This window comes from Pseudomonas nitroreducens (assembly GCF_014204515.1).
GTDB classification, from domain to species: domain Bacteria; phylum Pseudomonadota; class Gammaproteobacteria; order Pseudomonadales; family Pseudomonadaceae; genus Pseudomonas; species Pseudomonas nitritireducens_A.
In genome coordinates, this window is the sequence record NZ_JACHLI010000025.1 from 86,651 (window position 1) to 113,129 (window position 26,479).

Here is a 26,479-nt window from a genome sequence, read left to right on the forward strand (position 1 = left end):
ATCGCGGACAGAGTCCGCTCCTACGCACCCGGCGAGTCAGGCGTTCAATCGAACGTGCCCATCTCCGCCCCCAGCTCGATCACCTCCACCCGGTTGCGGCCGCTGGCCTTGGCCTTGTACAGCGCCTTGTCCGCCGCCGCGTAGAGGTTTTCGTAGGTACCCGGCGTGCCGGCCTCCAGGCAGGCGATGCCGAAGCTGGCGGTGAGGTAGAGCAGGCCGTCCTTCATCGGCAGCGGGGTTTCTTCCAGCAGCCGTCGCACCTTTTCGGCGATGACCCGGGCCTGGGGCTGCGAGGTGTCCGGCAGCAACAGCAGGAACTCCTCGCCACCCAGGCGCGCCACGCTGTCGCCGGTGCGCGTGTAGTTGCGCAGCAGCGTCGCGGTATGGCGGATCACCTCGTCGCCCAGGGGGTGGCCGTAGCGGTCATTGATGAACTTGAAGTGGTCCAGATCGACCATCAGCAGGCTGATCGGCGCCGGCTGGCGGGTGACGCGGGCCAGCTCCATGGCCACCAGCTGGTCGAACTGGCGGCGGTTGAACAGCCCGGTGAGCGGGTCGTGACCGGCCAGGTACTCCAGCTGCCGGTTCTTTTCCTCCAGCTCCTGCCGCTGCTGGCGCAGGAACTGGCGCTGGCGCAGGTTGCGCACATGGCCGTGCCAGAGGATCAGCGAGAGGATCAGGCCGATGCCGCAGATGGTCAGGCCACCCATCTGGTTCGACAGGCGCAGCTGCGGGCTGCCCTGGGCCAGGCTCATGGCCAGCTCGAAGGCGGCCAGGGCGAGGAGATAGAGAAGGATCGCCAGCCGCGGCCGCAGCAGGATGATCAGGGCGGTAGCCACCGAGGCCATGAGGAAGGGCGTGATGCTGCTGGTGATCTGCTGGTCGGTGGCGGTGATGGCCACGCCGAAACCGAGCACGGTGGCGCTGCCGGCCACGGTCAGCGCCTGCAGGTAGCGCAGCGGCGGGTTGCGCCGCGGCCGCGAGGCGATCCAGGCGAGCAGGCCGAGCAGGGTGAAGAGGACCGCGACGCTGGCGTGGACGCGGATGATGCCCAGGCGCCAGCCGTCGTACTGGGGGCTGGAGCCTTGCAGGTTGAGCCAGAACACCAGGATGTGGATCAGGTCGAAGGGCACGGCGAGCAGGGCGGCCAGGTACACCCGCCGCAGGTTTTCCCGGGCGATCGGCAGGGCCAGCGCGTCGTTCACGGCGATGGCGTGGTGCAGCCTCTGGATCAGCGTCCTGGACAAGGGCTCGGGCCTCCTGGGCAAGTGCCGGGCACCTTGCAGAATAGACGCAGCGCCGCTTCGCTGTGGGGTGGGTTGTTGTCTGGAGGCCGCTGTGGCTGCCCTGGACGTGACGCGGCGGCGCTGCACGACAGTCACAGGCGAAGTCGATAATTGTCCGGATCACGCAACGAAGCGGCTTGGAACATTGTCGGATTCCCCCTCGGCGGGCATAGTCCGCAACCCGGATCGCTCAAGGAAATCATCATGACCAGAGTGCAACGTTTGGCGGCGGAACAGGGCCTGGACGCCGAGCGGGCGCTGCTCGACGCGACCTTCGCCGGCCAGCGCGACAGTGGCCTGCTGTTCTGGAGCCCGCTGGAACAGTCCCTGGTGATGCCGCGCCGCCTGAGCCGCCTGGAAGGCTTCGGCGCCGCCGAGAAGGCCTGTGCTGAGCTCGGCTGGCCGATCGCCCTGCGCGACACCGGCGGCGAGCCGGTGCCGCAGTCCGCCGCGGTGCTCAACGTGGCGCTGGTTTACGCGATCCCGCCCAGCGACAACGAGCAGACGCGCATCGAGACCGCCTACCTGCGCCTGTGCCAGCCACTGTGCGACTGGCTGGCGGCGCTGGGCCTCGATCCGGGCCTGGGGGAAGTGGAGGGCGCTTTCTGCGACGGCCGCTACAACGTCAACCTCGGCGGTCGCAAGCTGGTCGGCACCGCCCAGCGCTGGCGCCGCCGGCCCAGCGACGGGCGCTACGTGGTGCTGGCCCATGGCGCGATCCTGATGGAGAACCAGCGCGAGCCGATGGTCGCGGCGGTGAATGCCTTCTATGAGCACTGCGGGCTCGAAGCCCGCGTGCGTGCCAGCAGCCATGTGGCGCTGGACGAGCGCTATGGGCAACCCTGGGAGCAGGTGGAGGCCCTGGCCGGGCAGTTCCAGCGCCACCTGCTGGCCGAGGGCGTGGTGCTGGATGTGTGAAATGAACGACGTGGGTGGAATTTCGCTTCGCCCCAACCCTTCCAAGGAGTCTTGATAGATGGAACATGGGACGAATTACCTGCAGTCGGCAGTGGTCTTCCTGCTCGCGGCGGTGTTCATGGTGCCGATCGCCAAGCGCCTGCAGCTGGGCGCGGTGCTCGGCTACCTGCTCGCCGGGGTGTTCATCGGCCCTTCGCTGCTGGGGTTGATCGACAACCCCGACAGCGTCGCCAGCCTCTCCGAACTGGGCGTGGTGCTGCTGCTGTTCATCATCGGCCTGGAGCTTTCACCCAAGCGCCTGTGGGTGATGCGCAAGCAGGTATTCGGCGTCGGCCTGGCGCAGGTGCTGATCACCGCGCTGGCCATCGGCAGCGTGGCGGTGCTGGCCTTCGGCCTGCCGGTGAATACCGCGGTGGTGCTGGGCGGCGGCCTGGCGCTGTCGTCCACCGCCTTCGGCCTGCAGATTCTCGCCGAGCGCAAGGAGCTGACCACGCCCTACGGTCGCCTGGGCTTCGCCATCCTGCTGTTCCAGGACATCGCCGCGATCCCGCTGATCGCCATGATCCCGCTGCTGGGGGCGCGAGCCGATGCCGCAGCGCCCGGCGGTGACTGGGCCCACGTCATGGAAGTGATCGGCAGTATCGCCGTGGTGGTGATCGGTGGGCGCTTCCTGCTGCGCCCGGTGTTCCGCTCGGTGGCGCGCACCGGCCAGGCCGACCTGTCCACCGCCACCGCGCTGCTGGTGGTGGTCGGCACCGCCTGGCTGATGGAAGAGGCGGGCGTCTCCATGGGCCTGGGCGCCTTCCTGGCCGGCCTGCTGCTGGCCGACTCGGAATACCGCCATGAACTGGAAGCGCAGATCGAACCCTTCAAGGGCCTGCTGCTGGGGCTGTTCTTCATCAGCGTGGGCATGAGTGCGGACCTCGGGCTGATGAAGAGCGAGCCGCTGGTGGTGCTGGGCCTGACCCTGCTGCTGGTGGGGATCAAGATGCCGCTGCTGTTCCTGGTCGGCCGACTGGCCGGCGGGCTCGACAAGGTGTCGGCGATCCGCCTGGGCGTGCTGCTGGGCGCTGGCGGCGAATTCGCCTTCGTGGTGTTCAAGCTGGCCCTGGCCCAGGGCCTGATGGACGGCAAGCTGCATGCGCTGCTGGTGCTGTGTATCACCCTGTCGATGGCGATGACGCCGCTGCTGGTGCTGGCCCTGGCGCGCAGCATCAAGCCCAAGCCGGCGGCGCTGCGCGAGCCGCCGCCCGAATACCGCCAGCTGCCGGACGACGCGCCGCGGGTGGTGATCGCCGGCATGGGCCGGATGGGCCAGGTGGTCGCCCGGATCATGCGCGCCCAGGGCGTGCCCTTCGTTGCGCTGGACACATCGGTGGACACCATCGAGCTGACCCGCAGCTACGGCAATATCCCGATCTTCTACGGTGATCCGCTGCGTCCGGAGATCCTCCGTGCTGCCCAGGTGGAGAAGGCCGAGTTCTTCGTCGTCGCCACCGATGACCCGCAGACCAACATCGAGACCGCGCGACTGGTGCGCAAGCTCTATCCGCACATCAAGGTCATCGGTCGGGCGCGCAACCGCCAGCACGTCTACCACCTGCTGGACGCCGACGCGACGCCGGTGCGGGAGACCTTCCATTCCAGCCTGGAGATGAGCCGCCTGTTGCTTACCGGATTGGGGTTGAGCGAGGAGCAGGTCGGTGCGCGCATCCGCCGCTTCAAGCGCCACGACGAAGCGGTGCTGATGGCCCAGTACCGCGTCTACGACGACGAGAAGGCGGTGATCCAGACCGCCCGCGAGGCGCGCAAGGAACTGGAGACGCTGTTCGAGGCCGACCACCTGGAAGACCAGGGCATCGGCCATCACTGAGGAGGGAGCGACGGCTTCAGGCGGAGCGTACCAGCACCGCCTCGTTGGCCGCGCTGCCCAGCAGCGGCCGCACCAGCTGGTGCTTCACGGCCGGACGCGGCTTGCGGCTGGCCGCCGGGCGCGGATCGGCGATCACCAGCGGCTGAGCCGGCGAGCGCAGGGTCAGCACGGCGATCACGCTGAGCAGTACCACGCTGGCCAGCACGATCACCGACAGGGCGAAGTACAGCAGCAGCTCCACCAGGGAGCCGACCAGCAGCAGGGAATCGAGAATGACTTGCATGATGGTGTCCTCTTGACGATTGGGCGCGAACTTCGCCGGTAGCTCGTTCGCCCCTGCGGCCCGTGGGTGGGGCCGGCGAATCTCCTGCCTGCGACTTGATGGGTTCAAGATGCCAAGCAGGCTCGATCAAGAGAACTGAATGCGTCGACTGATCACTATCGACGTCATCGATAGCTGCGCCAAGGCCCGCCGTAGAGCTGCGGGGTTCACTTTCCGATCAGATCGAATGTGCCTTCAACTGCTGCAGCAGCAATTCCATGTCGATATCCGGCTGCTGGTAGTGGGCATAAGGGCTATTGTCGGCGGCCTCTGCCCGGCGTTCGGCGTGTTCTGCGTCGACCGAGTAGCCGAACAGCTCCGACTCTCCGCCGCTGAGGACCTGGTCGAGCGAAACCCTGAGCGGCTTTTGTTCCGCCTCACTGTCCGGTAGCGGATACGGCAAGTCGTCCGGTCTGATTTCGTAAGGGGGGAGAGCGGGCGCTTCTTCGATCCGTTGGACCTCGAAATGCCTGATCGGCTGGCCGTCATGCGGATGCTCTGCCTGCAGGACGTCACGAATCGGTTTGGCGACCGCGATGAAGACGGCGTCTGTGGTGGCGATGGTGTCACGGCTCGCCGCTTTCGGGTGCAGTTCCGGCGGCAGGAGTGCAGCCCCTTCGTTCAAGTGGTGATCGCCATCGGCGACTCTCGCGTCGAGCGGAGCCACCGGCGTGGTCAGGGGATGCGTCGGCAACAGCCCTTCGACAACAGCGGGCGCCCCGGGGAGGCCGTGGCCAGGCAGCGCGCCCGTCGACTGCGGTGGCAACCAGGATTTGTGGTTTGAGTCCGTGGCGGTCAGTGTATCGGTCGGGTGCAGGGTCGCCAGAGGCGCCCTCGCAAGGGGCGAAGGAACTCCGTACTGGGTGGGATGGCTGCCGTGGTTGACGTAGGTTGTTTCGATTGGCGCGACCTGACGGGACGCCGGGCCCTGGTCGGAAGGTGTGCCGGCGGAGCTCGTCTGCATGACAAGGTCGTTGGTCTGCGGGGCCATGATGATCCCATCTCCGGTATAGATACTGAAAATGGGCGAAGCTTAGGAGGGAGAGTCTGATGGATTGATCAGTACATTCTTCCGTACCTGAAGGATTTTTCTCTTTAGGCGAGGTTTCCGATAGATTTCATCTGATTGGCCCAGTGGGGTAAGGGCGCCGTCTTCGTGCATTCTGAATCGATTCAGATAGACGTCTCTGTCTACCCAACTCCAGGCCACTCAGCACGGCGCCTCCGGCGAGCTCAGAACTTCTCGCCCGGCTGCAGGAAGCGCCACTGGCCGACGGGCAGCTTGCCCATGGCCACGCCACCCAGGCGCAGGCGGCGGATCGAATCGGCGTGCAGGCCGACGGCGCGGCACATGGCGGCGATCTGGCCGGGGCGGAACTGCTTGCCGGCGAAGCGCAGGCGGTTCTCGCTCTGCCAGCTGACTTTCAGTGGCGGCAGCTCGCGGCCATCAATGACCAGGCCGCGGCACAGGCGCTTCAGGCCGTTGTCGGCGATCTGCCCGCTGACTTCCACCACGTATTCGTGCTCGATGTTGTCCGCCTCATCCACCAGCCGGCGCTGCACGCCGCGACTCTGGGTGTAGACCAACAGGCCGCTGGCGTCGGTTTCCAGCACCGTGGTGTTGAGCTGGTGGCCGAAGTGCTTGCGCAGCAGGCGCTGCTGCAGGTTGTCCTCGGCCCAGCGCTTGTCCGCGGTGAGCAGTTGCTGGGCGGAGTTGGCGCCGTTGCCGCTGCCCAGGCCGACCGGCTTGTTGACCAGGATGGTCACCGGGTGGATCGGGTCGGCGGAAGCGCCTGGCAGCAGCTCGATGCGCTGGGTGTCGACCTTGAACTGCGGTTCCTCCACGCGCTGGCCGTCCACCGTGACCCAGCCGCCCTCGATGTACAGCTCGGCATCGCGGCGCGAACAGGGCAGCAGTTCGGCGAGGCGCTTGGACAGGCGGATGGCTTCGGACATTTCGGGCAACCAGACAGGGGAAAGCCGCCATTGTAACCGCAAGCCGGCGGAATGATCCGCGCCCTGATCGGTCACAACTGTCAGACCAAGCGGCGAGGAAGCGCGATGCGGATCACCCTGATCGATGGCCTGGGCTGGGACCTGGACGAACATGGCACCGGTGGCCTGATCAACCGGCGTGGCGACAAGGTGCACCTGCGCCAGGGCGACATGGACGGCGCCTGCGGGCCCTATTGCCTGGTGATGGCGATGCTCGCCCGCAACCAGCTGGGCCGGCGCCAGGCCAAGGGGGTGACGCCGGTGGACTCGCGCACCCGCTACGGGCGGCTGATGGAGGCGCTCAACGAGCACGAGACGCTGGTGCGTGTCGGCACCACCGGCGATGACCTGCTGGAGCTGCTCAAGGTCATCAGCGACAAGGAGTACCGCGTCGAGCGCGACAACGGCACGCGGATGATCGAGCTGACCCGCCGCCACCTGGAGGAGGACATCCCGGTGGTGCTGGGTTTCCACGGCCGCAAGGGCAGCGACATCCGCCACTGGTGCCTGGCGGTGGGGATGAGCGACGACGCCTTCTTCCTCCTCGCCCCGGCGCACGACCTGCAGCGCGGGCTGGCCTGGAACGCGGTGCTGACCACCCAGGCCAACGGTTCGCGCTTCGGCTATCGCTACCTCAACGCGAAGGGGACCTGGGCGGTGACGCTCAAGGAGATGGTGGCGCTGCTGTGAGTCAGCGGGTGAAGCGGAACAGGTTGTAGCCGCCCAGCTGCTCGGGCACCAGCAGGACGAAACCATCGTGGGAGTCACGCACCACGCCGACCACGTCGGACTCGCGCGCGGCCGCCTGCTCCAGGCCGCTGTAGCCCACCTGCGGATCGTCGTTCACCGAGGCACCGCCGACGAATACCAGCTGCTTGTCGTCCAGGCGCTGCAGGTAGCCGCTGATGCGCTGCGAGCCGCTGGTCTTCTCCAGGAACAGGCCCTTGGGCGTCTGCCGCACCGAGCACTTGAAGTTCGGGTAGCCGTACAGCGCCTGGGTCTCGATCTGTACCGAGCGGCACTTCCAGTTGCCGGTCAGGGCGGCATCGGCCAGCGGCTGCGGGTCTTCCAGGACGATGCGGTAGAGGTTCAGCGCCTCGTTGCGGGCCGTTTCGTCCGAGCTCTGCTGGAGCTGGTCGAGCAGTTGCCTGACGTCGCTGTCCAGCCGGTCCAGGCGCTGCTGGTCGGCGGCGTTGACCACGGCGGGCCAGACGGTGGCTGGCTCTTCGGCGAAGGCCAGCGGCGAGAGCAGCAGGCCGGCGGCGAGGAGGGCGGTGGCGAGGGAGCAGCGTTTCGACATTGTCAGCATTCCATTGCAGGGTGGATGCCCGCGGCGCGAGCCTCGGGCGAAGAGGGTCAGGACAGCGGTGGCGCGGGCGGTTCGACGGGGGGCGTAACGGGCGCCTCGCGTTCATGCACCCAGGACATGAACAGCTCGTAGCCCAGGGCCAGCACCACCGGGCCGACGAACAGGCCGATGATGCCGTTGCTGAGCATGCCGCCCAGGGCGCCGATCAGGATCACCGCCATCGGCACCTTGCTGCCGCGGCCGAACAGCAATGGCTTGAGCACGTTGTCGGAGAGGCCGCCGACCACGGTCCAGACGGTGAACAGGATGGTCACCAGCAGCGAGTCGCTGGTCATGAACACATAGATGATCGCCGGCAGGGTGATCAGCACCACCGGCAACTGGGTGATGCCCAGCAGCAGGACGCCCAGGGCCAGCAGGCCGGCGCCGGGAATGCCCATGACGATGAAGCCCAGGCCGAGGATCAGGGTCTGGATGAAAGCCACGCCGACCACGCCCTGGGCCACTGCGCGGATGGTCCCGGTGCACAGTTCGGCCAGGCTCGGGCCGCGGTCCGGCCCGGAAATACGGATGGCGATGTCGCAGGCGGTGCGGCTGCCCAGCTTGCCGTAGGCCATGATCACCCCGGCGATGATGAACGCGGCGAGGAACTGCATCAGCCCCATGCCCACGCCCGCCGCCTGCCCGGCGACCTTCTTCGCCACGCCCTGCAGGTGCGGGGCCATCTGGTGCGCCACGCCCATGAAGTCGGTCGCCACGCGGGTCCAGAAGGGATAGACGTACTGCCCGATCACCGGCCAGTTCTGCACCGATTCGGGCGGCAGCGGGATCTGCAGGGTGCGGTTCTGGATGGCGTGCACCAGATCGCGCACGGAATCGGCCATGGACAGGCCGATCACCACCACCGGCACCAGCAGGATCACCAGGCCCAGCACCACGATCAGCGTCGCCGCGCTGTTGGGCCGCTCGCCCAGCCAGCCGCTGAACAGCTGGTGCAGCGGGTAGAGGGTGATGGCGAGGATCACCGACCACAGCATCAGGTCGAGGAAAGGATGGAAGATGCGGAAGCAGAAGAGAGCCAGCAGAAGAATCAGGCCGGCGCGGATCAGTACGTCGAGCAGGTTGCGCGACAGCAGCTTTTCCGGAGAGGGCAGCATGGGGTTGCTCCTTGCGAGGGGCCTCGGTTTGGCCCAGTCCTAACTATCGGCGGACTCTGCCCGAGTGCAAGGTGCACAGCAATAAAGGATGTTCGGAATTGCGGAGGGGTAGCGCGAAGTGCGGGTGCGAGGCGGGCAGCCTGCCGGGGTGCGGCAGGCTTGCCAGCAGGTATTACTTCTTGCCGAGGCTGATGTGGCGGCTCGGTGCGCCGTAGTTCTGACCGGTCACGCCCTTGGCGATCTGCTGGATCTCACCGCCGGAGTTCAGGAAGGCGGCGATCTGGGCTTCCAGCGCTTCGCTGGTAGCGGTCGCGGCGGGGGCCTTGGGGGCGGCTTTCTGGCGGGTGGAGGGCTTGGTAGTCATATCTGCCATACCTGTCTGCGCAAATTGGCCGCCCATTGTACATCAAACGAGCAGCTTTCGGGGCGGTTATGGAACGAACGGTCCCATTGCGCTGCCTGAATCGTCCTTCGCGTGGTGCGCCGCGGCGGTGCTACCCTCTGCCCATCCCGGCCGTTCCGAGCCCACCATGTCCCTGTTGTCGTCCCGTCAGCGCAATGCCCTGCGTCTGGCCCGCTCGTTCCTCGCTCCGTACCGCTGGCGCGCCCTGGGCGCCCTGCTGGCTCTGCTGTTCACCGCTGCCATTACCCTGTCCCTGGGCCAGGGCATCCGCCTGCTGGTGGACCAGGGTTTCATCACCCAGTCCGAGCAGTTGCTCGGCCGCGCCATCGGCATCTTCTTCCTGCTGGTGCTGTGCCTGGCGGTGGGAACCTTCGTGCGCTTCTATCTGGTGTCGTGGATCGGCGAGCGCTTCGTCGCCGACATCCGCCAGCGCGTGTTCGACCACCTGATCCAGCTGCACCCCGGCTTCTACGAGAACAACCGCGCTTCGGAAATCCAGTCGCGGCTGACTGCCGACACCACGCTGTTGCAGTCGGTGATCGGCTCCTCGCTGTCGATGGCGCTGCGCAACGTGCTGATGCTGCTGGGCGGGGTGATCCTGATGTTCTTCACCAACGCCAAGCTGACCAGCATCGTGGTCGCCGCGCTGCCGCTGGTGATCGCGCCGATCCTGCTGTTCGGCCGCCGCGTGCGCAGCCTGTCGCGGCTCAGCCAGGACCGCGTGGCGGACGTCGGCAGCTACGTCGGCGAGTCCCTCGGCCAGATCAAGACGGTGCAGGCCTACAACCACCAGGCGCAGGACCGTGCGCGCTTCGGTCGCACCGTGGAGGACGCCTTCGACACCGCGCGCAAACGCATCATGCAGCGCTCCTGGCTGGTCAGCGTGGTGATCCTGCTGGTGCTCGGCGCGGTGGGCGTGATGCTCTGGGTCGGCGGCATGGACGTCATCGCCGGGCGCATCAGCCCCGGCGATCTGGCGGCCTTCGTGTTCTACAGCCTGATCGTCGGCATGGCCTTCGGCACGCTCAGCGAGGTGATCGGCGAGCTGCAGCGCGCGGCCGGCGCCGCCGAGCGCATCGCCGAGCTGCTGCGGGCGCGCAGTGAAATCCATGCCCCGGCCAGCGACCTGCTGCACCTGCCCGAACGCATCGTCGGCAGCATCGAATTGCAGGCCGTGCGCTTCGCCTATCCTTCGCGTCCGGAGCAGTGGGCCATCGACGGCATCGACCTGCGCGTGGCGCCGGGCGAGACCCTGGCGCTGGTCGGCCCGTCCGGCGCCGGCAAGTCCACCCTGTTCGACCTGCTGCTGCGCTTCTACGACCCGCAGCAGGGGCGCATCCTGATCGACGGCCAACCCATCGCCCAGCTCGACCCGGCCGACCTGCGCCGCAGCTTCGCGCTGGTGTCGCAGAACCCGGCGCTGTTCTTCGGCACCGTGGAGGAGAACATCCGCTACGGCCGCCCCGGCGCCAGCGACGCCGAGGTGGAAGCCGCCGCCCGCGCCGCCCATGCCCACGAATTCATCCTGCGCCTGCCCCAGGGCTACCAGACGCATCTGGGCGAGAGCGGCCTGGGCTTGTCCGGCGGCCAGCGCCAGCGCCTGGCGATCGCCCGCGCGCTGCTGGTGGATGCGCCTATCCTGTTGCTCGACGAAGCCACCAGCGCGCTGGATGCGGAGAGTGAACACCTGATCCAGCAGGCGTTGCCGGGGCTGATGCGCGATCGCACCACCCTGGTGATCGCCCACCGCCTGGCCACCGTACTCAACGCCGACCGCATCGCGGTGATCGAGCACGGCCGGCTGGTCGCCCTGGGGCGGCATGCCGAGCTGGTGGTCAGCAGTCCCCTGTATGCCCGTCTGGCCGAGTTGCAGTTCGGCCAGAAGGAAAACCTGTAGGAGCGGACTCTGTCCGCGATGGCCTCCGGTGCGTTGCGACCACATCGCGGACGGAGTCCGCTCCTACGTAAAGTTCTTCGCGGGGACTGCCCTCTCCCTGAAGGGAGAGGGCTAGGGAGAGGGGAAATCCGAGGCACGAACAAACAGAAGAAGACAGTTGCTCCTACGGACGCATTTCAATTCGGTGCTGTTCTTGTAGAAGCGGGCCAGGCCCGCGCTGCGCGTCGATGACGCGCCCCCGATCCGGCAACCGGCGGCAGCCAGATCGCGCCAATGGGCGTAGAATGCCCGCCCCGTTCACGAGGTAAGCGTCATGGCAGTCATAGGTCGGTTCAATTCGTTGCAGGTGGCCAAGCACACCGATTTCGGTCTCTACCTGGATGGCGAGAGCCATGGCGAAATCCTCCTGCCCAAGCGCTACGTGCCGAAGAACGAACCCACCGAGGTCGGCGACTGGCTCAACGTGTTCATCTACCTGGACAGCGAAGACCGCCTGATCGCCACCACCCAGAAGCCCAAGGTGCAGGTCGGCGGCTTCGCCAGCCTGAAGGTGGTGGAGGTCAACCGCGTCGGCCTGTTCCTCGACTGGGGCCTGCCCAAGGACCTGCTCCTGCCGCATTCTGAGGAGAAGCGCCCGCTGCAGGTCGGCGACTACTGCGTGGTCTACGTCTACCTCGACGAGCGCACCCGCCGCATCACCGCCACCGCGCGCCTGGATCGCTACCTGGACAACGTCCCGGCCAACTACAAGGTCGGCCAGCAGGTGGACCTGCTCGTGGTCGAGCGCACCGACCTGGGCTACAAGGCCATCATCGACGGCAAGCACTGGGGCCTGATCCACAAGAACGAAGTCTTCAAGTTCATGCGCAACGGCCTGCGCGAGACCGGCTACATCAAGGAAATGCGCGCCGACGGCAAGATCAGCCTGAGCCTGCAACCGGCGGGCGCCGGTCTTTCCGACGCGCTCAGCGAGCAGATCCTCACCGCCCTGCGCGAGGCCGGCGGCACCCTGGCGCTCAGCGACAAGAGCCCGCCGGAGCTGATCGCGCAGCAGTTCGGGGTCAGCAAGGGCAACTTCAAGAAGGCCATCGGCGGCCTGTTCAAGCAGGGCCTGATCGTCATCCACGACGAACGCATCGAACTGGCCTGAGCGTTGCGCGGCTGACGGCTCAGCCGCGCCCGCGAACGATGGACTCGGCCACCGCGCAACGCGGCTGCGCCGGGGCCAGCGAGCCCATGCGCTGCAGATCGATGGGCGTGCCCGGCGCGGCCTTCAACTGACGGCGCAGATCGTCGAACACCCGGTCATGTTCCTGGCGAAAGCGCAGTACCGGCCCGGAACAGACCCGCAGGCCATGGCGGCGCAGCACACGGGTGGCGCTGCCGGCGAAGTTGAAGGCAATGTCGCCGGGCAGCTCGAAACCGTCCCTGAACGGCAGGCCGTCGATCTCGCCCTCCAACTCGAACTTCACCACGGCATCCCGGCTGGCGGCGTTCTCCACCGCATAGCTGAGGCGGATGCGGTACTGCTGGCGGTCGAGCCCGGCGGTGGAATGGATGGTGACCCCGGTGGACGTGGTCATGCTTTCCTCCTCAAGCACAAAAGCCCGCGGCCGCAGCCGCGGGCATCGGGAACTGGCCTCAGAGGCTCAGCTGGCCCGCGTAAAGACCGTAGCCGGCAGCCAGGGTCGCGGCCAGCAGCACGGCGAAGATCAGCCATTCCGCCTTGCTGAACACGCGCTCGCCGCGTTCGCGCTTGGCCATCACGAAGAGCACCGCGCCCGGGGTGTAGAGCAGCGCCGAGAGCAGCAGGTGGTCCATGCCACCGGCGTACACCAGCCACAGGCTGTAGATGAGCGCGATGGCGCCGATCACCAGGTCCTTGCGGCGCTCGCGCAGCAGGCCCTCGTAGCTTTCCCCGCGCAGGCACAGCAGCACGGCGTAGCCGGCGGAGAACAGGTAGGGCAGCAGTGCCATGGACGCAGCCAGGTACACCAGGCTGGTGTAGGTGCTGGCGGCGAACAGGGTGACCACCAGGAACACCTGCACCGTGGCGTTGCTCATCCACAGCGCGTTCACCGGCACGTCCTTGTCGTTCTCGCGGGCAAGGAACCTGGGCATGGTGTGGTCGTGGGCGGCGGCGAACATGATCTCCGCGCTCAGCAGGATCCACGCCAGCAGCGCACCGAACAGCGAGACCACCAGCCCGGCGATGATCAGCACCGCACCCCAGTGGCCGACCACGTGCTCCAGCACATAGGCCATGGACGGGTTGGGCAGGCCGGCCAGCTGCGCCTGGTTCATCAGGCCCATGGACAGCACGTTCACCAGCACCAGCAGCGCCATCACCGAGACGAAGCCGATCACCGTGGCGGTGCCGACGTCCGAGCGTTTCTTCGCGTGGCCCGAATACAGGTTGGCGCCTTCGATGCCGATGAACACCCACACGGTGATCAGCATCATGTTGCGCACCTGGCTCATCACGCTGTCGAAATCGACATGGCCGTGGCCCCAGAAGTCGGCGGTGAACAGGTCCATGTCGAACGCCACCAGGCCGATCAGGATGAACAGCACGATGGGTACGACCTTGGCGACCGTGGTGACCTGGTTGATGAAGGCTGCCTGCTTGATCCCGCGCAGGATCAGGAAGTGCAGGCCCCACAGCAGCAGGGACGAACAGGCGAAGGCGATCACCGTGTTGCCCTCGCCGAACACCGGGAAGAAGTAGCCCAGCGCGCTGAAGATCAGCACGAAGTAGCTGACGTTGCCGAGCATGGAGCTGATCCAGTAGCCCCAGGCCGAGTTGAAACCGATGTAGTCGCCGAAGCCGGCCTTGGCGTAGGCGTAGACGCCCGCGTCCAGTTCCGGCTTGCGCCTGGACAGGCTCTGGAAGACGAAGGCGAGCATCAGCATGCCGACGCCGCTGATCGCCCAGCCGATCAGCACGGCGCCGGGGCTGGCGCTTTTCGCGACGTTCTGCGGCAGCGAGAAGATGCCGCCGCCGATCATGGAGCCGACCACCAGGGCGGTAAGCGCGGCCAGACCGAGTTTCTGGTTGGGCGATGTGGACATTTCCCAGCCTCCTGATAAATGGGACTCGAATAGTGTCGAGTTCGACAGGAGGTACCCGGCTGACATGAATCAATAGCAGGCTAACGGTTCCTGAATGATTCCTGAACGGCCGCCCATTCGCTCCGCCAAGGGGCATTCGCCCGCCCCGCAGTGGCCAGACCGCTGGCCGCTGCGGGCGCGGAGGAGCAGTGCAGCAAGCCGCCGGTGCTCCTCACATCATGTGGCGGAAGCGATTCCAGGCCTGTTCCACCGACAGCCACCAGGCCGGCGTGGCGCTGCCGAAGCCGGCGACCTGCAGGCGCGGGTGCAGCCCGACGACCCGTTCCAGTGCCGCCTCCTGCTCGGGTTTCACGTCGACGAAGAATACGTGGCGACCTTCCTGCAGGTTGTCCTGGAAGCGCCGCACGTCCGCACTGGGGCGTTGCAGGCCGAAGAAACTGCTTTCCCACAAACTGAACGCACCAAGCACCACGGCAAGGAAGATGATCGGTACCCAGCCCGCGGCCGTCTGGTTCCAGCCGCCGAAGTAGCCGCCGAGCAGCACCAGGACCGCCAGCACGGCGCCGATCAGCGCGCCGATCTTGCCCCAGTGCACCACGTCCTTCTTCATCATCGAGGGCACTTCGTGGAGGTGGTGCTCCTGCAGTTCCGCATCGCGCTCGCTGAGCACATGCATCTGCTCCAGGCCGATGCCGCGTTTGCTGAGCTCCTGCTCGACCTGTTCGAGGTCGTCCAGGTTGTCGCTGAGGTAGTAATGCCGGTTCATGACGAGTCTCCTGCCCCCAGGAATCCCCCATGAAGAAATCAGCAAGGATTGCCGAAATTAGTCCATAGATCGCAGTCATTCAGCACAAATGACCTGCAAGGCAGTTTAGCACCGGGCGCGCTCGGGCAGCGCTGGGGCGACAGGCTGCCCGCGTGAGGCCGGCGAGCCGGTGCGAGGCTTGACCCGCCTCAGGGATTCGCCGGCCCATCCCCACCATAGTGGGCTTCCCTGGGGAGGAGAGCAGCGCGATGGGCGGAGCATGGGTGATACACGTGACGGCGGCGGGACTCTGGCTGGGATGCGTGCTGGTGGAGATCGTTTTCGAGCGCCGCCTGGCGGCGCTGGAGCAGTGGTCATTGCTGGCCAGCCTGCATGATCGCGTGGATCGCTGGATCGAGTTGCCGGCACTGGCGGCGGTGGGGCTCACGGGGGCGTGGCTGCTGTACCCGCAGCTGATACGCGGCAGCCTGTCCGGGTGGCTTTGGGCGAAGCTGGTATTCGCCGCTCTCGCCATCCTGGCGAACCTGTACTGCGCCGCCCTGGTGTTCCGGCGCTGGCGCCTGGCCGAGAGCGGCGACATGCCCGGCTTGCGGCGCGTGGACCAGCTGCAGCACAAGGTCGGGGCTCTGGTGCTGCTGGGCCTGCTGGGTGCGCTGGGCTGTGCCCTGGCAATGGCCGGCTGAGGCTTGCGTAGCGGCCGCGGCTGGCAGAGGATGCGGCTCTTCACGAGGCAGGAGATCGTAATGATCCGCGAGATTCTCAAGATGGGCGACGAGCGCCTGCTGCGCATCGCCCCGCCGGTGCCTGAGTCCATGATCGGCAGCGCCGAGTTGCAGCAGCTGATCGATGACATGTTCGAGACCATGCATCACGTGGGGGGCGTCGGGCTCGCGGCGCCGCAGATTGGCGTCGACCTGCAACTGGTGATCTTCGGCTTCGAGCGCAGCGAGCGCTACCCGGATGCGCCGGCGGTACCGCCGACCATCCTGCTCAATCCGCTGATAACACCCATCGTCGACGAGCTGGAAGAGGGCTGGGAGGGTTGCCTGTCGGTGCCGGGCCTGCGCGGCGCGGTGAACCGTTATCGAAGCATTCGCTACCAGGGCGTCGATCCCCAGGGGCAGCCGATCGACCGCACGGTGGAGGGATTTCACGCGCGGGTGGTGCAGCACGAGTGCGATCACCTGATCGGTCGGTTGTACCCGTCGCGGATCACTGACTTCGGCAAGTTCGGTTTTACCGAGGTGCTGTTCCCGGGGCTCGATCCGGCGGCGGATGACTGATCGCCCGATGCTCGCCGCAAGACTTCCTTCATAAGCGCCGGTGTTCGAGTGGTCGTAGGAGCGGACTCCGTCCGCGATTGGCCTGCATCGAGCCGGACGCCATCGCGGACAAAGTCCGCTCCTGCGGGTAACCAGCAAACCGCCCGGCCCCTATGCACGAACGTCGATGTTTGAGCTGTCGTAGGAGCGGACTCCGTCCGCGATTGGCTGGCATCGCGCCGGAGGCCATCGCGGACAAAGTCCGCTCCTACGGATAACCAGCAAACCGCCCGGCCCCTATGCACGAACATCGATATTTGAGCTGTCGTAGGAGCGGACTCCGTCCGCGATTGGCCTGCATCGCGCCGGACGCCATCGCGGACAAAGTCCGCTCCTACGGGTAACCAGCAAACCGCCCGGCCCCTATGCACGAACGTCGATATTTGAGCTGTGGTAGGAGCGGACTCCGTCCGCGATGCTTTTGCTTTGGGCTGGGTTTTCCTGCGCCGCTTTGGCGTGCGCGCGCACTTCTTGTTTCGCCCCCTCGGGCGACCTCCTTTGGCAAACGACGGATGGCCGCCCCACCCAAAGGAGGCAAAGGTCTTGCCTCGGACATCCGGTTTTTCGCTTAGGCGAAAAATCCCCTCGTTGAAGCGAAGTTTCAGGGGCCCGAACTAGGCGTCCCCCCACGAAGGGCCATCCCTGGCCCATCGCGGCTCTCGCGACATCCATGTCGCTCAACCCCTGAAACTGCGCTTCAACGAGGCCTCCTGAACGGGGCATTCGGAGTGTGCGGATGTTTCTCTGGAAGTCTCTAAGAGCCAAAGCCAAAGCCAAAGCCAAAGCCAAAGCGGCATGGAGTGGCTTTTCGTAGGAGCGGACCTTGTCCGCGAAATCCCCGCGGCGTACTCCGTGGCCCGGCCATGACGCCAACCTGCAGTGCTACCTGTAGGAGCGAGCTTGCTCGCGAACCGCAACCCACTGCAGCTGATCCAACGGGACCCTACGCGCTGCCAGGGAGAAATGGGTGGGCACAGGGCAGGGCGTACAACCGCCGCCGGTTGTACGCCGATTCGCCGATGGGAACGATCAGGAGGGCTGCTGCGGGGTGCCCAGCAGGGATTTGCCGGTTTTCTTCTGCCGCTTGGCCATGCGTTTTTCGTGGGCGGTTTTCAGCGGTTTCTTCTTCGCTTGTTTCTTCGCGTCGAGGCCTTTCATACGTCTGTCCTCCGAAGGGACGCCCTCGGGTCGAGGGCTGACTGCTTCAGCATAGTCCCGCCGCGCCAGGCCGTGCGGCCGTTCAGCCAGCGGCCAGGCGCTGCAGTTCGCGGCGCACCATGTTGGCGTAATGCGGTGGGCTGAGCTGGTACAGCTCGGCGGCAACCCAGGGCAACCAGCGGGCGCCGAGCCTGTCGCGTTCGGCCAGCAGGCGCCGGGCTTCGGCCACGGCGCGCTGGGCGTGTTGCTGGTGGTAGTCGGCGCGGCTCATCAGTGACGGATCAGGTCTTGGCACAGCTCAGGGTCTGCGGGTCGATGGTGATGCTGGCCAGCGGCTTGGCATCGCTGCCCAGGTACTCGTGGGTGACGCCCAGGTGGTGTTCGCGGAAGCGCTGCAGCAGGTCGGTCTGCTCGCAGGTGGTGCTTTCCAGCTGCTTCTTCAGGCCGCTCTCGAACTTGGCGCGGGCGCCCAGGTCCATGGCGTCCAGGCGCAGGTTGGAAATGGCGTAGCGGTAATACAGCATCTTCTTCGCCGGGTCGAGCTGCACGCTGTTGAGGGTGGTCACCTTGTCTACCTGGCGCGGCAGGTTGGCCTTGGTCACCTGGTCGAAGTAGTCCGCCGATTCCTTGAGGAATTTCGCTTCGTCGGGGGAGTCGTCGGCGTGGACGGCCAGGCTGGTGAGCAACAGCAAGGGCAGGGCGAGACGGGCAAGCGGCATGGGAGATTCCTGTACGGCTGATGGGGGTGGGGCGAAGGTGCAGGTTCAGTAGCTGCGACCGCGAGGGCGTGGCCGGGTTCGGTCGGCTGTGCGCTGACGGCGCGCTCATGGCGTGTGAGTGTAGAGCACCGCCGGCCGCCAGCCGCTCGCGGGGCGATTCTTTTGCGGGTAGGCTTGCCGGCGGCCGTTCCCCACCCATTCTTTTGCAGGTTTGCTGCCCGCCATGCTCGAACTGACCCAGATCGACCTCGCCGCCGATCCCGCCGCGCAACGCGTGGTGAAGGACGAAACCGTCACCGTCAAATTCGCCGCGGCGCCGGGTGAATTGATCAGCCTGGAAGGCCCCAACCGCTACGCCGTGGGCGACGCGATCATCTGCGCGGCGAGTGGCGAGCGCTGGGTCGTGTCCCGCGAGCGTTTCGATCCGAAATACCGGCCCGCCGATGCGGCGCTCGTCCATGGCCAGCCCGGCGCCTACCGCAATGTGCCCACTACGCTGCTGGGTCGACGCATGGACGAACCCTTCACCCTGCTGCGCTCGGCCGGTGGCGACCGCCTCACCGGTGCGGCCGGCGACTGGGTGCTGCAGTACGCGCCCGGCGACTACGGCGTGATCAAGGCCGAACGCTTCGCCAAGGTCTATCGCCTGGCCGACTGACGGGCATCCGCACTGGCCTCATCCCGCCGCAAACGGCTATGGTCTGTCCTGGCCGGCGCTCTGCGCCGCGCTTTTGTTGCAACTTTGCCGCGGCGCTGCGGGTCCACCCTGCAGCCGCCCTCTGGCGGAGCGCTCATCGGGAGGACGGTGCGGAATGCGATTCATGGATATGCGCGGGCTCAGCCTGGGGCCCTGGAAACTGCTCAAGCTGACGGTGAAGGAGTTTCTCGACGACGAGATGCCCACCTACGCCGCGGCCCTGGCGTACCAGGGGCTGTTCTCGCTGTTTCCCTTCCTGCTGTTCCTCATCGCGCTGCTGGGTTTCCTGCACCTGCCCGAATTCTTCGACTTCCTCCGCCAGCAGGCCGACTACGTGCTGCCGGCCCAGGCGCTGGAGCAGGTCAACCCGGTGATCGACCAGTTGCAGCAGCGCCAGGGCGGGCTGCTGTCCATCGGTATCGTGGTGGCGCTGTGGTCGTCCTCGGCGGCGGTGCGCTCGCTGATGATCGCGCTCAACGCTGCCTACGACGTGCGCGAAGGCCGCCCGGCGTGGAAGCGCATCCCGCTGTCGCTGTTCTACACCTTCGGCCTGGTGGCCATGCTGATGCTGATTGCGGCGCTGATGATCCTCGGGCCGCAGGTCATGGGCTGGATCGCCGCCAAGGTGGGCCTGGAGGAATTCGTGGTGATCCTCTGGAGCATCCTGCGCTGGCCGGTGATCGTGCTGCTGATGATGATGGCGGTGGCGATCATCTACTACGTCACGCCCAACGTGCAGCAGAAGTTCCGCTTCATCACCCCCGGCTCGATGCTGGCGGTGGTGCTGTGGATATCGGCATCCCTGGGCTTTGGCTACTACGTGAAGAACTTCGCCGACTACAACGCCATGTACGGCAGCGTCGGGGCGATCATCGTCCTGCTGCTGTACTTCTACATCTCCTCGGCGGTGCTGCTGCTGGGTGCGGAGCTCAATGCGGTGATCGAGCACCACCTGCCCCACGGCAAGGCGCCGGGCGAGAAGACCTTCGAAGAGGCCACGCCGGCGCCGGAACAGGGCTAGGGCTGCGCCGGCTGACCGGCCACGGCGGGCGGTTCGCTGAGCAGCGCGTTGACCAGCGCGGTGGCCTTGTCGAAGGACGGATAGCCGCTCCTGGCGACGTCCAGGTGGCCGTAGTCCTCCTGGTACTGCTGGGCCTTCTGCGGATCGGCCTGCTCCACCAGGAAGGGTTCCGACCAGATCTTGTAGAGCAGCGCCACGGCATAGGGTTGGCCGGCGTCGGCGGCCTTCTCCAGCAGCGGCAGCACCTCGTCCACCTGCGGGCCTTCCTTGATCTTCAGCAGCGCCATGTAGAAGCTCGCCTCGCCGCGTTCGTCCTTCTCCAGGGCGCGGGCGAGCAGGGCTTCGGCCAGCTCATAGTTGGCCAGGTCGCCGGTGGCGATCAGCAGCTTCGCCTGCAGCATGTCGTTCTGGTAGAGCAGGCGCTCCTGGCGGCAGGCCTCGCCGCTCAGCGGTTCGTCGCAGGGGCTGGTGGCGGACGTCGAGCAGCCGGCCAGCAGCAGCGGCAGGGCCAGGGCGGTGAGCAGGTAAGGCGTGGGGTGCTTGCCCATGAAGGTCCCTCGGGAACGGATATCAGGGTTCGACCGGTCGGGGCGCGCGCCGGTTCTGTCGTTTGCCGAAAAGCATAGCCGCCAGCGCTCGCCACCGGTCATCCGAGGGCTTCGAAACCGGGCAGCTGCGGCAGGCGCTCGATGAGGAAATCGATCAGCGCGCGGGTCCGGGCGGGCAGGTAGCGACGCGAAGGATACAGCAGGCTGGCCTCCTGGGTCGGGCCGCGCCAGTCCGGCAGCAACTGCTGCAGCGTGCCCTCGGCGAGCAGGTCGGCCACCAGCCAGGCCGGCGTCAGCCCGAAGCCGGCGCCCAGGCAGTAGCTCTCGCGGATCGCCAGGGAGCTGTTCACCGTGTAGCGGCTGCGCGTGGCGAGGTTCAGGTCGCGGCCGTCGGCGTGGCGCAGCAACAGGTTCTGCCCGGCGTCGAGCCAGGCGAAGCGCAGGTAGTCGGCCAGCGGCAGGTCGGCGGGGCTGGCCAGCGCCGGTTGCTGCGCAATCCACCGCGGTGACGCCACCAGGTAACGCGGCGAGCGCGCCAGCGGGCGGGCGATCAGTTGCTCGGGCAGTTCGCCGCCCAGGCGCAGGGCGAGGTCGATGCCTTCCTCGGCGAGGTCGACGAAGCGGTCGTTGAGCAGCAGCTCCACCTCGACTTCCGGGTGCCGCTGCATGAACTCCAGCAGCAGCGCGTTCAGCCGCAGCACGCCCAGGCTCACCGGCGCGCTGACCCGCAGGCGACCGCGGACCTGCTCGGTCTCGCCACGGGCCTCGCTGACGCCTTCGGCGTAGCTCTCCAGCGTCTGCCGGGCGTGCTCGTAGAAGCGCCGGCCCTGTTCTGTCGGCTGCACGCGGGTGGTGCTGCGGATCAGCAATTGTGTGCCGACCTGGCGTTCCAGGGCGGCCATGGTCTTGCTCACCGTCGGCTGGCTGCTGGCGGATTCGCGCGCCACGGCGGACAGGCTGCCCAGCTCCACGGCCCGGACGAAACAGTGCAACGCCTTGAGGGTATCCATGTCCTATTCGTTTATCGAATGGTGGGTCTGCAAATATGCCGTCTACCGCTGTGATTGGGAATGGCTGAGCCTGTGCTCATCCCATCACCGCTATCGAGGAATGCCATGAAACGCTTTCTGCTCGCCACCCTGATCACCCTGGTCCTGCCGCTGGCGCAGGCCGACGAAGGCCACTGGCAGGCGACCTGGAGCGCCAGCCCGCAGCGCACCTGGGGCAAGGAAGCACCGCTGCCGCTGGGGGTGCCGCCAGTGATCGGCAACCACACGCTGCGGCAGACCGTGAAGGTCAGCCTGGGCGGGCAGCGCGTGCGCATCGCCCTGTCCAATGCCTATGGCAGCCAGCCGGTAGCTATCGGCGGTGTTGCCGTGGCCCTCGCCGCATCGGCCGGCCGGCTCGAAGGTCCGAGCCGGCGCCTGACCTTCGCCGGCCAGCCCACCGCCTACATCGCACCGGGCGCCGAGCTGCTCAGCGATCCGCTGGACCTCGCCGTTCCGCCGCTGGGCGAATTGGCCGTATCGATCTACCTGCCGCAGCCCACCGCCATCGAAAGCTTCCACTGGGACGGCAAGCAGCGCGTCTACGGCGGACCGGGCGAACAGCTGGACGCGGCGCAGCTGCCGGCGGACGGCGGGATGGAGGCGCGGCTGTTCCTCGCCGATGTGCTGGTCGAGTCGGCCGCGCCACGTCCGGTGGTGGCGGTGCTGGGCGATTCGATCAGCGATGGCCGCGGCGCCAGCCTGGACGGCAACCAGCGCTGGCCGGACGTGCTGGCGCAGCGGTTGGCGGCGCGTGAGGTGGGCGTGATCAACGCCGGCATCTCCGGCGCGCGACTGCTCTCCGACGGCATGGGCCAGAGCGCCCTGGCGCGCTTCCAGCGCGATGTGCTCGGCAAGCCGGGAGTGAGGGCGGCCATCGTGCTGCTGGGGATCAACGACATCTCCTGGCCCGGCAGCACCTTCGCGCCGAACAACCCGCTGGTGCAATACGAGGACCTGATCGCCGGCTACCGGCAACTGATCGCCCAGGCCCACGTGCAGGGAGTGCGCATCGTCGGTGCGACCCTGCTGCCGTTCGAGCGGGCACTGAGCGGCTCGCCCATCGAGCACTACCATGCGGCCAACAAGGAAGCCTTGCGCCAGCAGCTGAACCAGTGGATTCGCAACAGCGGCGAGTTCGACGCGGTGCTCGACCTGGACGCCCACCTGCGCGACCCGGCCCGCCCGCAGCGCCTGCTGCCGGCCTACGATAGCGGCGATCACCTGCATCCGGGGGATGCGGGGAATCGGGCGATGGCGGAAGCGGTGGATATCGATGCACTGCTGCAGGGGATATGACGCCTGGATTTCGGCGTTGCCGGGGATCTATCGCGGACGGAGTCCGCTCCTACGCAAGCGCTAACAGGATACGTAGGAGCAACTGTCTTTCTCTGACAGACCGTGCCTGGGATTCCCCTCTCCCTAACCCTCTCCCTGAAGGGAGAGGGGACCGTTCGGTGCAGGTTGAAACGGTGGCGTCAGCCGGCACGGATAGCTCCCTCTCCCTTCAGGGAGAGGGCGGGGGATATGGCCGCCATTCGCGAAGGAGTTTCCCTTGTAGGAGCGGACTCTGTCCGCGATTGGCCCCACCCTGGCACCCTCCGACCAGGCTTGCTTAGCTGCCGAACGCCGACCCCGTGCTGTCATCGTCCATGCCGCGCTCCAGCTTGATCTTCAAGGCCAGGTCGGTGCGCGAATCGGCGAACTTCAGCGCATCGGCGACGCTGACGCGGCCCGCTTCCAGCAACTGGTAGAGGCTCTGGTCGAAGCTCTGCATGCCACTCTCCAGCGCACGTTCCACCGCGCCCTTGAGCTCGGGCAGCTCGTCGCGCTGGATGATCCCGCGGATGTGCGGCGTGCCCAGCACCAGCTCCACCGCCACCGCGCGGCGCTGCTGGGTGCCGGGCACCAGGCGCTGGCCGACCAGCGCGAGGATGTTCTGCGACAGGTCGGCCAGCACCTGGGGCCGCGCCTCGTCGGGGAAGAAGCGGGTGATGCGCTCGATGGCATGCCGGCAGCTGGTGCCGTGCAGCGTGGCCACACACAGGTGGCCGGTCTCGGCATAGTGCAGGGCGTGCTGCATGGTGGCGGCGTCGCGGATCTCGCCGAGCATGATCACGTCCGGCGCCTCGCGCAGCACGTTGCGCAGGGCGTCCTCGTAGCTGTGGGTATCCAGGCCGACCTCGCGCTGGTCGATGATCGATTTCTTGTGCGTGTGGAGGAACTCGATGGGGTCCTCGATGCAGACGATATGCCCGGAACGGTGGCGGTTGCGGAAATCCAGCATGCTCGCCAGGGTCGTCGACTTGCCCGCGCCGGCCGCACCGATCACCAGGATCAGCCCGCGGTCCTGCATCGCCAGCTTGTCGAGAATCGGCGGCAGGCCGAGGGCGCTGACCTCGGGGATCACCTGCTTGATCAGGCGCACCACCATCGCCACCTCGCCGCGCTGGTAGTAGATGTTCGCGCGGAAACGCCCGACGTCCGCCACGCTCAGCGCCAGGTTCATCTCCAGGTTGCGCTCGAACTCTTCCACCTGGGCTGGCGACATCAACTGCCAGGCCAGGGTCTTCACCTCGCCCGGTCCCAGCAGCCGTTCACCCACCGGCTGGCTGTGGCCCTCGACTTTCAGGTGCGGCGGCGCGCCGACGCTGAAGAACATGTCCGAGCCGTTCTGCTCGGGCAGCTGGCGCAGGTAGTGGAAGACGTCGGGGAGGGTGGAGTCGTTCATGGAACCGTCCTTGGCAGGCGAATGGGTGCAACTGCACTGAGCCTAGCTGCAATGCCGGACGGGAGACTAGGGGAGGCTGCGGCACGCCGTGTTGACGTGCCGCAGGGAAGCGCCTCAGCTCGACAGCTGGTTGGCGAACTGGCCGACGGCGTCGACCACGCGCTGGGCGCTGTCCTGGATCTCGATGATCACCGTGCCGGCCTGGCCGGAGAGCTCCAGGCCCAGTTCGGCCTGCTGCCGGCCGCGGTCGATCATCGCCACGGCTTGCCCGGCGAGCTGCTGGTTCTGCTCCACCACCTTGGTGATCTCCTCGGTGGCCGCGCTGGTGCGCGAGGCGAGCTGGCGCACTTCGTCGGCGACCACTGCGAAGCCGCGCCCCTGGTCGCCGGCGCGGGCGGCTTCGATGGCGGCGTTGAGCGCCAGCAGGTTGGTCTGGTCGGCGATGCTGCGGATGCTCTGCACCAGCGCGCCGATGGCCTGGGACTGGCGGTCCAGCGCCTCGATGCCCTGGGCGGCTTCCTGCATGCGGTTGGCCAGCTCACGCATCACATCCACCGTCTGCTGCACCACCGCCGCGCCCTTGGTCGCGCTGTCGTCGGTGCTCTGCGAGGTGTCGAAGGCGATGGTCGCGGCCTGGGCCACGGCGTTCTCGCGGTTCACCTGGTCGGTGATCACGGTGGCGAACTTCACCACTTTGTAGAGGCGGTCGTGGGCGTCGATGATCGGGTTGTACGAGGCTTCCAGCCAGACCTCGCGGCCACGGCTGTCGACGCGCTTGAAGCGGTCGGCGACGAATTCGCCGCGGCGCAGCTTGGCCCAGAAGGCTTCGTACTGCGGCGAGTTGTATTCGGCCGGTTCGCAGAACATGCGGTGATGCTTGCCCTGGATCTGCTGCAGGCTGTAGCCCATGGAATTGAGGAAGCGATCGTTGGCGGTGAGTACTTCGCCCTGCAGGTTGAATTCGATCACCGCGGTGGAGCGCTGCAGCGCCTCGATCAGGTTCTCGTGCTCGCGGGAGTTCTCAATGGTGCGCGTCAGGTCGCTGGCGTACAGCGAGAAGTGCCGCACCACCCCGGCGCTGTCGTGCATCGGCTGCAGGATCGAGCGCAGCCAGGCTTCCTCGCCGTTGCCGCGCAGCAGGCGGATCACCCCGGCCAGGTGTTCGCCGCGCTCGATGGCGTACTTGACCTTGAGATGGAAATCGAGCCCGCGCACATGGTCGGGGATCAGGTCCAGCAGCGGACGGCCGATCAGCTGGTCGCCGCGGTGGAGCATTTCCTTCTCGAAATTGGCGTTCACCGATTCGATGCGCCCACGGGGGTCGAGGAAGAGCACAAGCATCTCCTCTTCGAGGCTGGCGCGGACCTCGTTCACCGAGGCGAGCTCTTCACGCAGTGCGGCCAGTTCCTGCTTCAAACGCGAATTGAACATTCGTGGGCATTCTCAAGTGGTGGGGCATCCAGGCTGCTGCCGGGTTGCTTCATCCACTGCATCGGCTGATGCGGCCACGACTTTAGGGGCCATCGAGTTTCGCCGGGCACCCATGGGGCAAGGGCTGGCGTCGGTTTCGGGCGCTGGGAGCAGGGCGCTGCTCAAGGGCCGGTGGGCGGTGCGCAAGGGGAGGGATGGCCGCGCCCACGGACGGGGCGCGGCGCGGCGGAGCGATCAGTCCTCGCGGCTGGTCACTTCCACCAGGTGGTAGCCGAACTGGGTCTTCACCGGACCCTGGACGACGTTCAGCGGCGCGCTGAAGACCACCTGGTCGAACTCGCGGACCATCTGGCCCGGACGGAAGCTGCCCAGGTCACCGCCGCTGCGGCCGGACGGGCAGGTGGAATTGTCGCGCGCCACCTGGGCGAAGTCGGCGCCGCCTTCGATGGCAGTCTTGAGTTCATTGCACTTGGCTTCGCTGGAAACCAGGATGTGACGGGCGGATGCACGGGCCATGGGATAACTCCTGAACAGGCAGTAGGAAAGGGCGAAGCCTAGCCGATTCCAGGCGCGAACCCAATGCCAGGCGCGTGATGGTGCGGCGTTGTGCAGGAGCGAGCGCTGGCCTGCTGTTGCAGCGGCCGGAACGCGCGTAGGAGCGGATTTATCCGCGATTGGCCTCGCCCAGAGGGAGGACGTGCCGGCGGAGAGCGATCGCGGACGGAGTCCGCTTGTATGGCGTTAGGGTAGGAACCTGTCGGGGGTGGAGGGACAAAGTCCGCTTCTGCAAGCCAGACGGTAGGAGACT

Annotated in this window: 28 protein-coding genes and 1 pseudogene; 10 read left to right on the top strand and 19 right to left on the bottom strand. The window is 66.8% G+C overall.

Annotation, left to right across the window (positions count from 1 at the left end; all coding sequences use genetic code 11):
* Positions 1 to 44: 44 nt before the first annotated feature.
* Entirely contained in the window at positions 45 to 1,247 is a 1,203-nt protein-coding gene (locus HNP46_RS25395; RefSeq protein ID WP_184594518.1) for a GGDEF domain-containing protein, read from the bottom strand.
* A gap of 243 nt (positions 1,248 to 1,490) precedes the next feature.
* Between HNP46_RS25395 and HNP46_RS25400 the strand changes: the two genes are divergently transcribed.
* Together HNP46_RS25400 and HNP46_RS25405 are read left to right on the top strand one after the other, a co-directional pair.
* A complete protein-coding gene (locus HNP46_RS25400) occupies positions 1,491 to 2,204 on the top strand; it encodes a lipoate--protein ligase family protein (protein ID WP_184594520.1) in 714 nt (237 codons plus the stop codon).
* Positions 2,205 to 2,262: 58 nt separating this feature from the next.
* The gene (locus HNP46_RS25405) at positions 2,263 to 4,077 is read left to right on the top strand and encodes a monovalent cation:proton antiporter-2 (CPA2) family protein (RefSeq protein WP_184594522.1); all 1,815 of its coding nucleotides are present in this window, start codon (positions 2,263 to 2,265) and stop codon (positions 4,075 to 4,077) included.
* Positions 4,078 to 4,093: 16 nt separating this feature from the next.
* On the opposite strand, the gene HNP46_RS25410 is transcribed toward HNP46_RS25405, so the two are convergent.
* From HNP46_RS25410 to HNP46_RS25420, 3 genes are all read right to left on the bottom strand, one after another.
* Complete coding sequence (locus HNP46_RS25410) at positions 4,094 to 4,360, bottom strand: hypothetical protein (RefSeq protein WP_184594524.1); 267 nt, start codon at positions 4,358 to 4,360, stop codon at positions 4,094 to 4,096.
* Between the two features lie 217 nt (positions 4,361 to 4,577).
* Positions 4,578 to 5,390 (bottom strand): hypothetical protein, encoded by an 813-nt coding sequence (locus HNP46_RS25415; protein WP_184594526.1) that lies wholly within the window; start codon positions 5,388 to 5,390, stop codon positions 4,578 to 4,580.
* 242 nt (positions 5,391 to 5,632) lie between these two features.
* Positions 5,633 to 6,355: an RNA pseudouridine synthase gene (locus HNP46_RS25420; RefSeq protein WP_184594527.1), complete on the bottom strand. Its 723-nt coding sequence runs from the start codon at positions 6,353 to 6,355 to the stop codon at positions 5,633 to 5,635.
* 105 nt (positions 6,356 to 6,460) lie between these two features.
* Between HNP46_RS25420 and HNP46_RS25425 the strand changes: the two genes are divergently transcribed.
* The gene (locus tag HNP46_RS25425; RefSeq protein WP_184594529.1) at positions 6,461 to 7,084 is read left to right on the top strand and encodes a hypothetical protein; all 624 of its coding nucleotides are present in this window, start codon (positions 6,461 to 6,463) and stop codon (positions 7,082 to 7,084) included.
* 1 nt (position 7,085) lies between these two features.
* On the opposite strand, the gene HNP46_RS25430 is transcribed toward HNP46_RS25425, so the two are convergent.
* From HNP46_RS25430 to HNP46_RS25440, 3 genes are all read right to left on the bottom strand, one after another.
* A complete protein-coding gene (locus tag HNP46_RS25430) occupies positions 7,086 to 7,694 on the bottom strand; it encodes a DUF4893 domain-containing protein (RefSeq protein ID WP_184594531.1) in 609 nt (202 codons plus the stop codon).
* A 56-nt stretch (positions 7,695 to 7,750) separates the two neighbouring features.
* Positions 7,751 to 8,860 (bottom strand): AI-2E family transporter, encoded by a 1,110-nt coding sequence (locus HNP46_RS25435; RefSeq protein WP_184594533.1) that lies wholly within the window; start codon positions 8,858 to 8,860, stop codon positions 7,751 to 7,753.
* 172 nt (positions 8,861 to 9,032) lie between these two features.
* On the bottom strand, positions 9,033 to 9,233 hold the full coding sequence (locus HNP46_RS25440; RefSeq protein ID WP_024765957.1) for a hypothetical protein: 201 nt from the start codon (positions 9,231 to 9,233) through the stop codon (positions 9,033 to 9,035).
* Between the two features lie 157 nt (positions 9,234 to 9,390).
* Here HNP46_RS25440 and HNP46_RS25445 point away from each other — a divergent pair, with 157 nt between their 5' ends.
* Both HNP46_RS25445 and HNP46_RS25450 read left to right on the top strand, forming a co-directional pair.
* Positions 9,391 to 11,160 (top strand): ABC transporter transmembrane domain-containing protein, encoded by a 1,770-nt coding sequence (locus HNP46_RS25445; protein WP_184594535.1) that lies wholly within the window; start codon positions 9,391 to 9,393, stop codon positions 11,158 to 11,160.
* A 313-nt stretch (positions 11,161 to 11,473) separates the two neighbouring features.
* Positions 11,474 to 12,310, top strand: coding sequence for a CvfB family protein (locus tag HNP46_RS25450; RefSeq protein WP_184594537.1), 837 nt, complete (start codon positions 11,474 to 11,476; stop codon positions 12,308 to 12,310).
* A gap of 19 nt (positions 12,311 to 12,329) precedes the next feature.
* Here HNP46_RS25450 and HNP46_RS25455 read toward each other — a convergent pair whose 3' ends face one another.
* From HNP46_RS25455 to HNP46_RS25465, 3 genes are all read right to left on the bottom strand, one after another.
* A complete protein-coding gene (locus HNP46_RS25455) occupies positions 12,330 to 12,743 on the bottom strand; it encodes a DUF5064 family protein (protein ID WP_184594539.1) in 414 nt (137 codons plus the stop codon).
* Between the two features lie 58 nt (positions 12,744 to 12,801).
* Positions 12,802 to 14,232 (bottom strand): arginine-ornithine antiporter, encoded by a 1,431-nt coding sequence (gene arcD, locus HNP46_RS25460; protein ID WP_184594541.1) that lies wholly within the window; start codon positions 14,230 to 14,232, stop codon positions 12,802 to 12,804.
* Between the two features lie 211 nt (positions 14,233 to 14,443).
* Positions 14,444 to 14,998: a magnesium transporter gene (locus HNP46_RS25465; RefSeq protein WP_184594543.1), complete on the bottom strand. Its 555-nt coding sequence runs from the start codon at positions 14,996 to 14,998 to the stop codon at positions 14,444 to 14,446.
* Positions 14,999 to 15,246: 248 nt separating this feature from the next.
* Here HNP46_RS25465 and HNP46_RS25470 point away from each other — a divergent pair, with 248 nt between their 5' ends.
* Together HNP46_RS25470 and def are read left to right on the top strand one after the other, a co-directional pair.
* Entirely contained in the window at positions 15,247 to 15,681 is a 435-nt protein-coding gene (locus HNP46_RS25470) for a hypothetical protein (protein ID WP_184594545.1), read from the top strand.
* 60 nt (positions 15,682 to 15,741) lie between these two features.
* A complete protein-coding gene (gene def / locus HNP46_RS25475) occupies positions 15,742 to 16,281 on the top strand; it encodes a peptide deformylase (protein WP_184594547.1) in 540 nt (179 codons plus the stop codon).
* Between the two features lie 1,068 nt (positions 16,282 to 17,349).
* Here the strand turns inward: def and HNP46_RS35935 are convergent.
* From HNP46_RS35935 to HNP46_RS25485, 3 genes are all read right to left on the bottom strand, one after another.
* A complete protein-coding gene (locus HNP46_RS35935) occupies positions 17,350 to 17,478 on the bottom strand; it encodes a hypothetical protein (protein WP_017516671.1) in 129 nt (42 codons plus the stop codon).
* A gap of 82 nt (positions 17,479 to 17,560) precedes the next feature.
* On the bottom strand, positions 17,561 to 17,749 hold the full coding sequence (locus tag HNP46_RS25480; protein WP_184594549.1) for a hypothetical protein: 189 nt from the start codon (positions 17,747 to 17,749) through the stop codon (positions 17,561 to 17,563).
* Between the two features lie 10 nt (positions 17,750 to 17,759).
* A complete protein-coding gene (locus tag HNP46_RS25485; protein WP_184594551.1) occupies positions 17,760 to 18,197 on the bottom strand; it encodes a hypothetical protein in 438 nt (145 codons plus the stop codon).
* 223 nt (positions 18,198 to 18,420) lie between these two features.
* On the opposite strand from HNP46_RS25485, the gene HNP46_RS25490 reads away from it, so the two are divergent.
* Positions 18,421 to 18,855, top strand: coding sequence for a PGDYG domain-containing protein (locus tag HNP46_RS25490; RefSeq protein ID WP_184594553.1), 435 nt, complete (start codon positions 18,421 to 18,423; stop codon positions 18,853 to 18,855).
* A gap of 154 nt (positions 18,856 to 19,009) precedes the next feature.
* Positions 19,010 to 19,915, top strand: coding sequence for a YihY/virulence factor BrkB family protein (locus HNP46_RS25495; RefSeq protein WP_184594555.1), 906 nt, complete (start codon positions 19,010 to 19,012; stop codon positions 19,913 to 19,915).
* On the opposite strand, the gene HNP46_RS25500 is transcribed toward HNP46_RS25495, so the two are convergent.
* Positions 19,912 to 20,463, bottom strand: a complete 552-nt coding sequence (locus tag HNP46_RS25500; RefSeq protein WP_184594557.1) for a hypothetical protein — start codon at positions 20,461 to 20,463, stop codon at positions 19,912 to 19,914. The two genes, HNP46_RS25495 and HNP46_RS25500, sit on opposite strands and share 4 nt — an antisense overlap.
* A gap of 98 nt (positions 20,464 to 20,561) precedes the next feature.
* Positions 20,562 to 21,473 carry a LysR family transcriptional regulator gene (locus HNP46_RS25505; protein ID WP_184594559.1) on the bottom strand — a complete coding sequence of 304 codons (912 nt, stop codon included), beginning with the start codon at positions 21,471 to 21,473 and terminating at the stop codon, positions 20,562 to 20,564.
* 60 nt (positions 21,474 to 21,533) lie between these two features.
* Between HNP46_RS25505 and HNP46_RS25510 the strand changes: the two genes are divergently transcribed.
* The gene (locus HNP46_RS25510) at positions 21,534 to 22,808 is read left to right on the top strand and encodes an SGNH/GDSL hydrolase family protein (protein ID WP_409372470.1); all 1,275 of its coding nucleotides are present in this window, start codon (positions 21,534 to 21,536) and stop codon (positions 22,806 to 22,808) included.
* 316 nt (positions 22,809 to 23,124) lie between these two features.
* Here the strand turns inward: HNP46_RS25510 and HNP46_RS25515 are convergent, their stop codons facing one another.
* The 4 genes and pseudogenes from HNP46_RS25515 to HNP46_RS25525 form a co-directional block, all read right to left on the bottom strand.
* The gene (locus HNP46_RS25515) at positions 23,125 to 24,240 is read right to left on the bottom strand and encodes a PilT/PilU family type 4a pilus ATPase (RefSeq protein ID WP_184594563.1); all 1,116 of its coding nucleotides are present in this window, start codon (positions 24,238 to 24,240) and stop codon (positions 23,125 to 23,127) included.
* Positions 24,241 to 24,354: 114 nt separating this feature from the next.
* Positions 24,355 to 24,915: a methyl-accepting chemotaxis protein gene (locus tag HNP46_RS36230; RefSeq protein ID WP_409372471.1), complete on the bottom strand. Its 561-nt coding sequence runs from the start codon at positions 24,913 to 24,915 to the stop codon at positions 24,355 to 24,357.
* Positions 24,895 to 25,671, bottom strand: a pseudogene (locus tag HNP46_RS36235) (PAS domain-containing protein); the annotation flags it as partial. The gene HNP46_RS36230 and the pseudogene HNP46_RS36235, both read right to left, overlap by 21 nt.
* A 234-nt stretch (positions 25,672 to 25,905) precedes the next feature.
* Complete coding sequence (locus HNP46_RS25525) at positions 25,906 to 26,187, bottom strand: peptidylprolyl isomerase (RefSeq protein ID WP_184594568.1); 282 nt, start codon at positions 26,185 to 26,187, stop codon at positions 25,906 to 25,908.
* Positions 26,188 to 26,479: the final 292 nt, after the last annotated feature.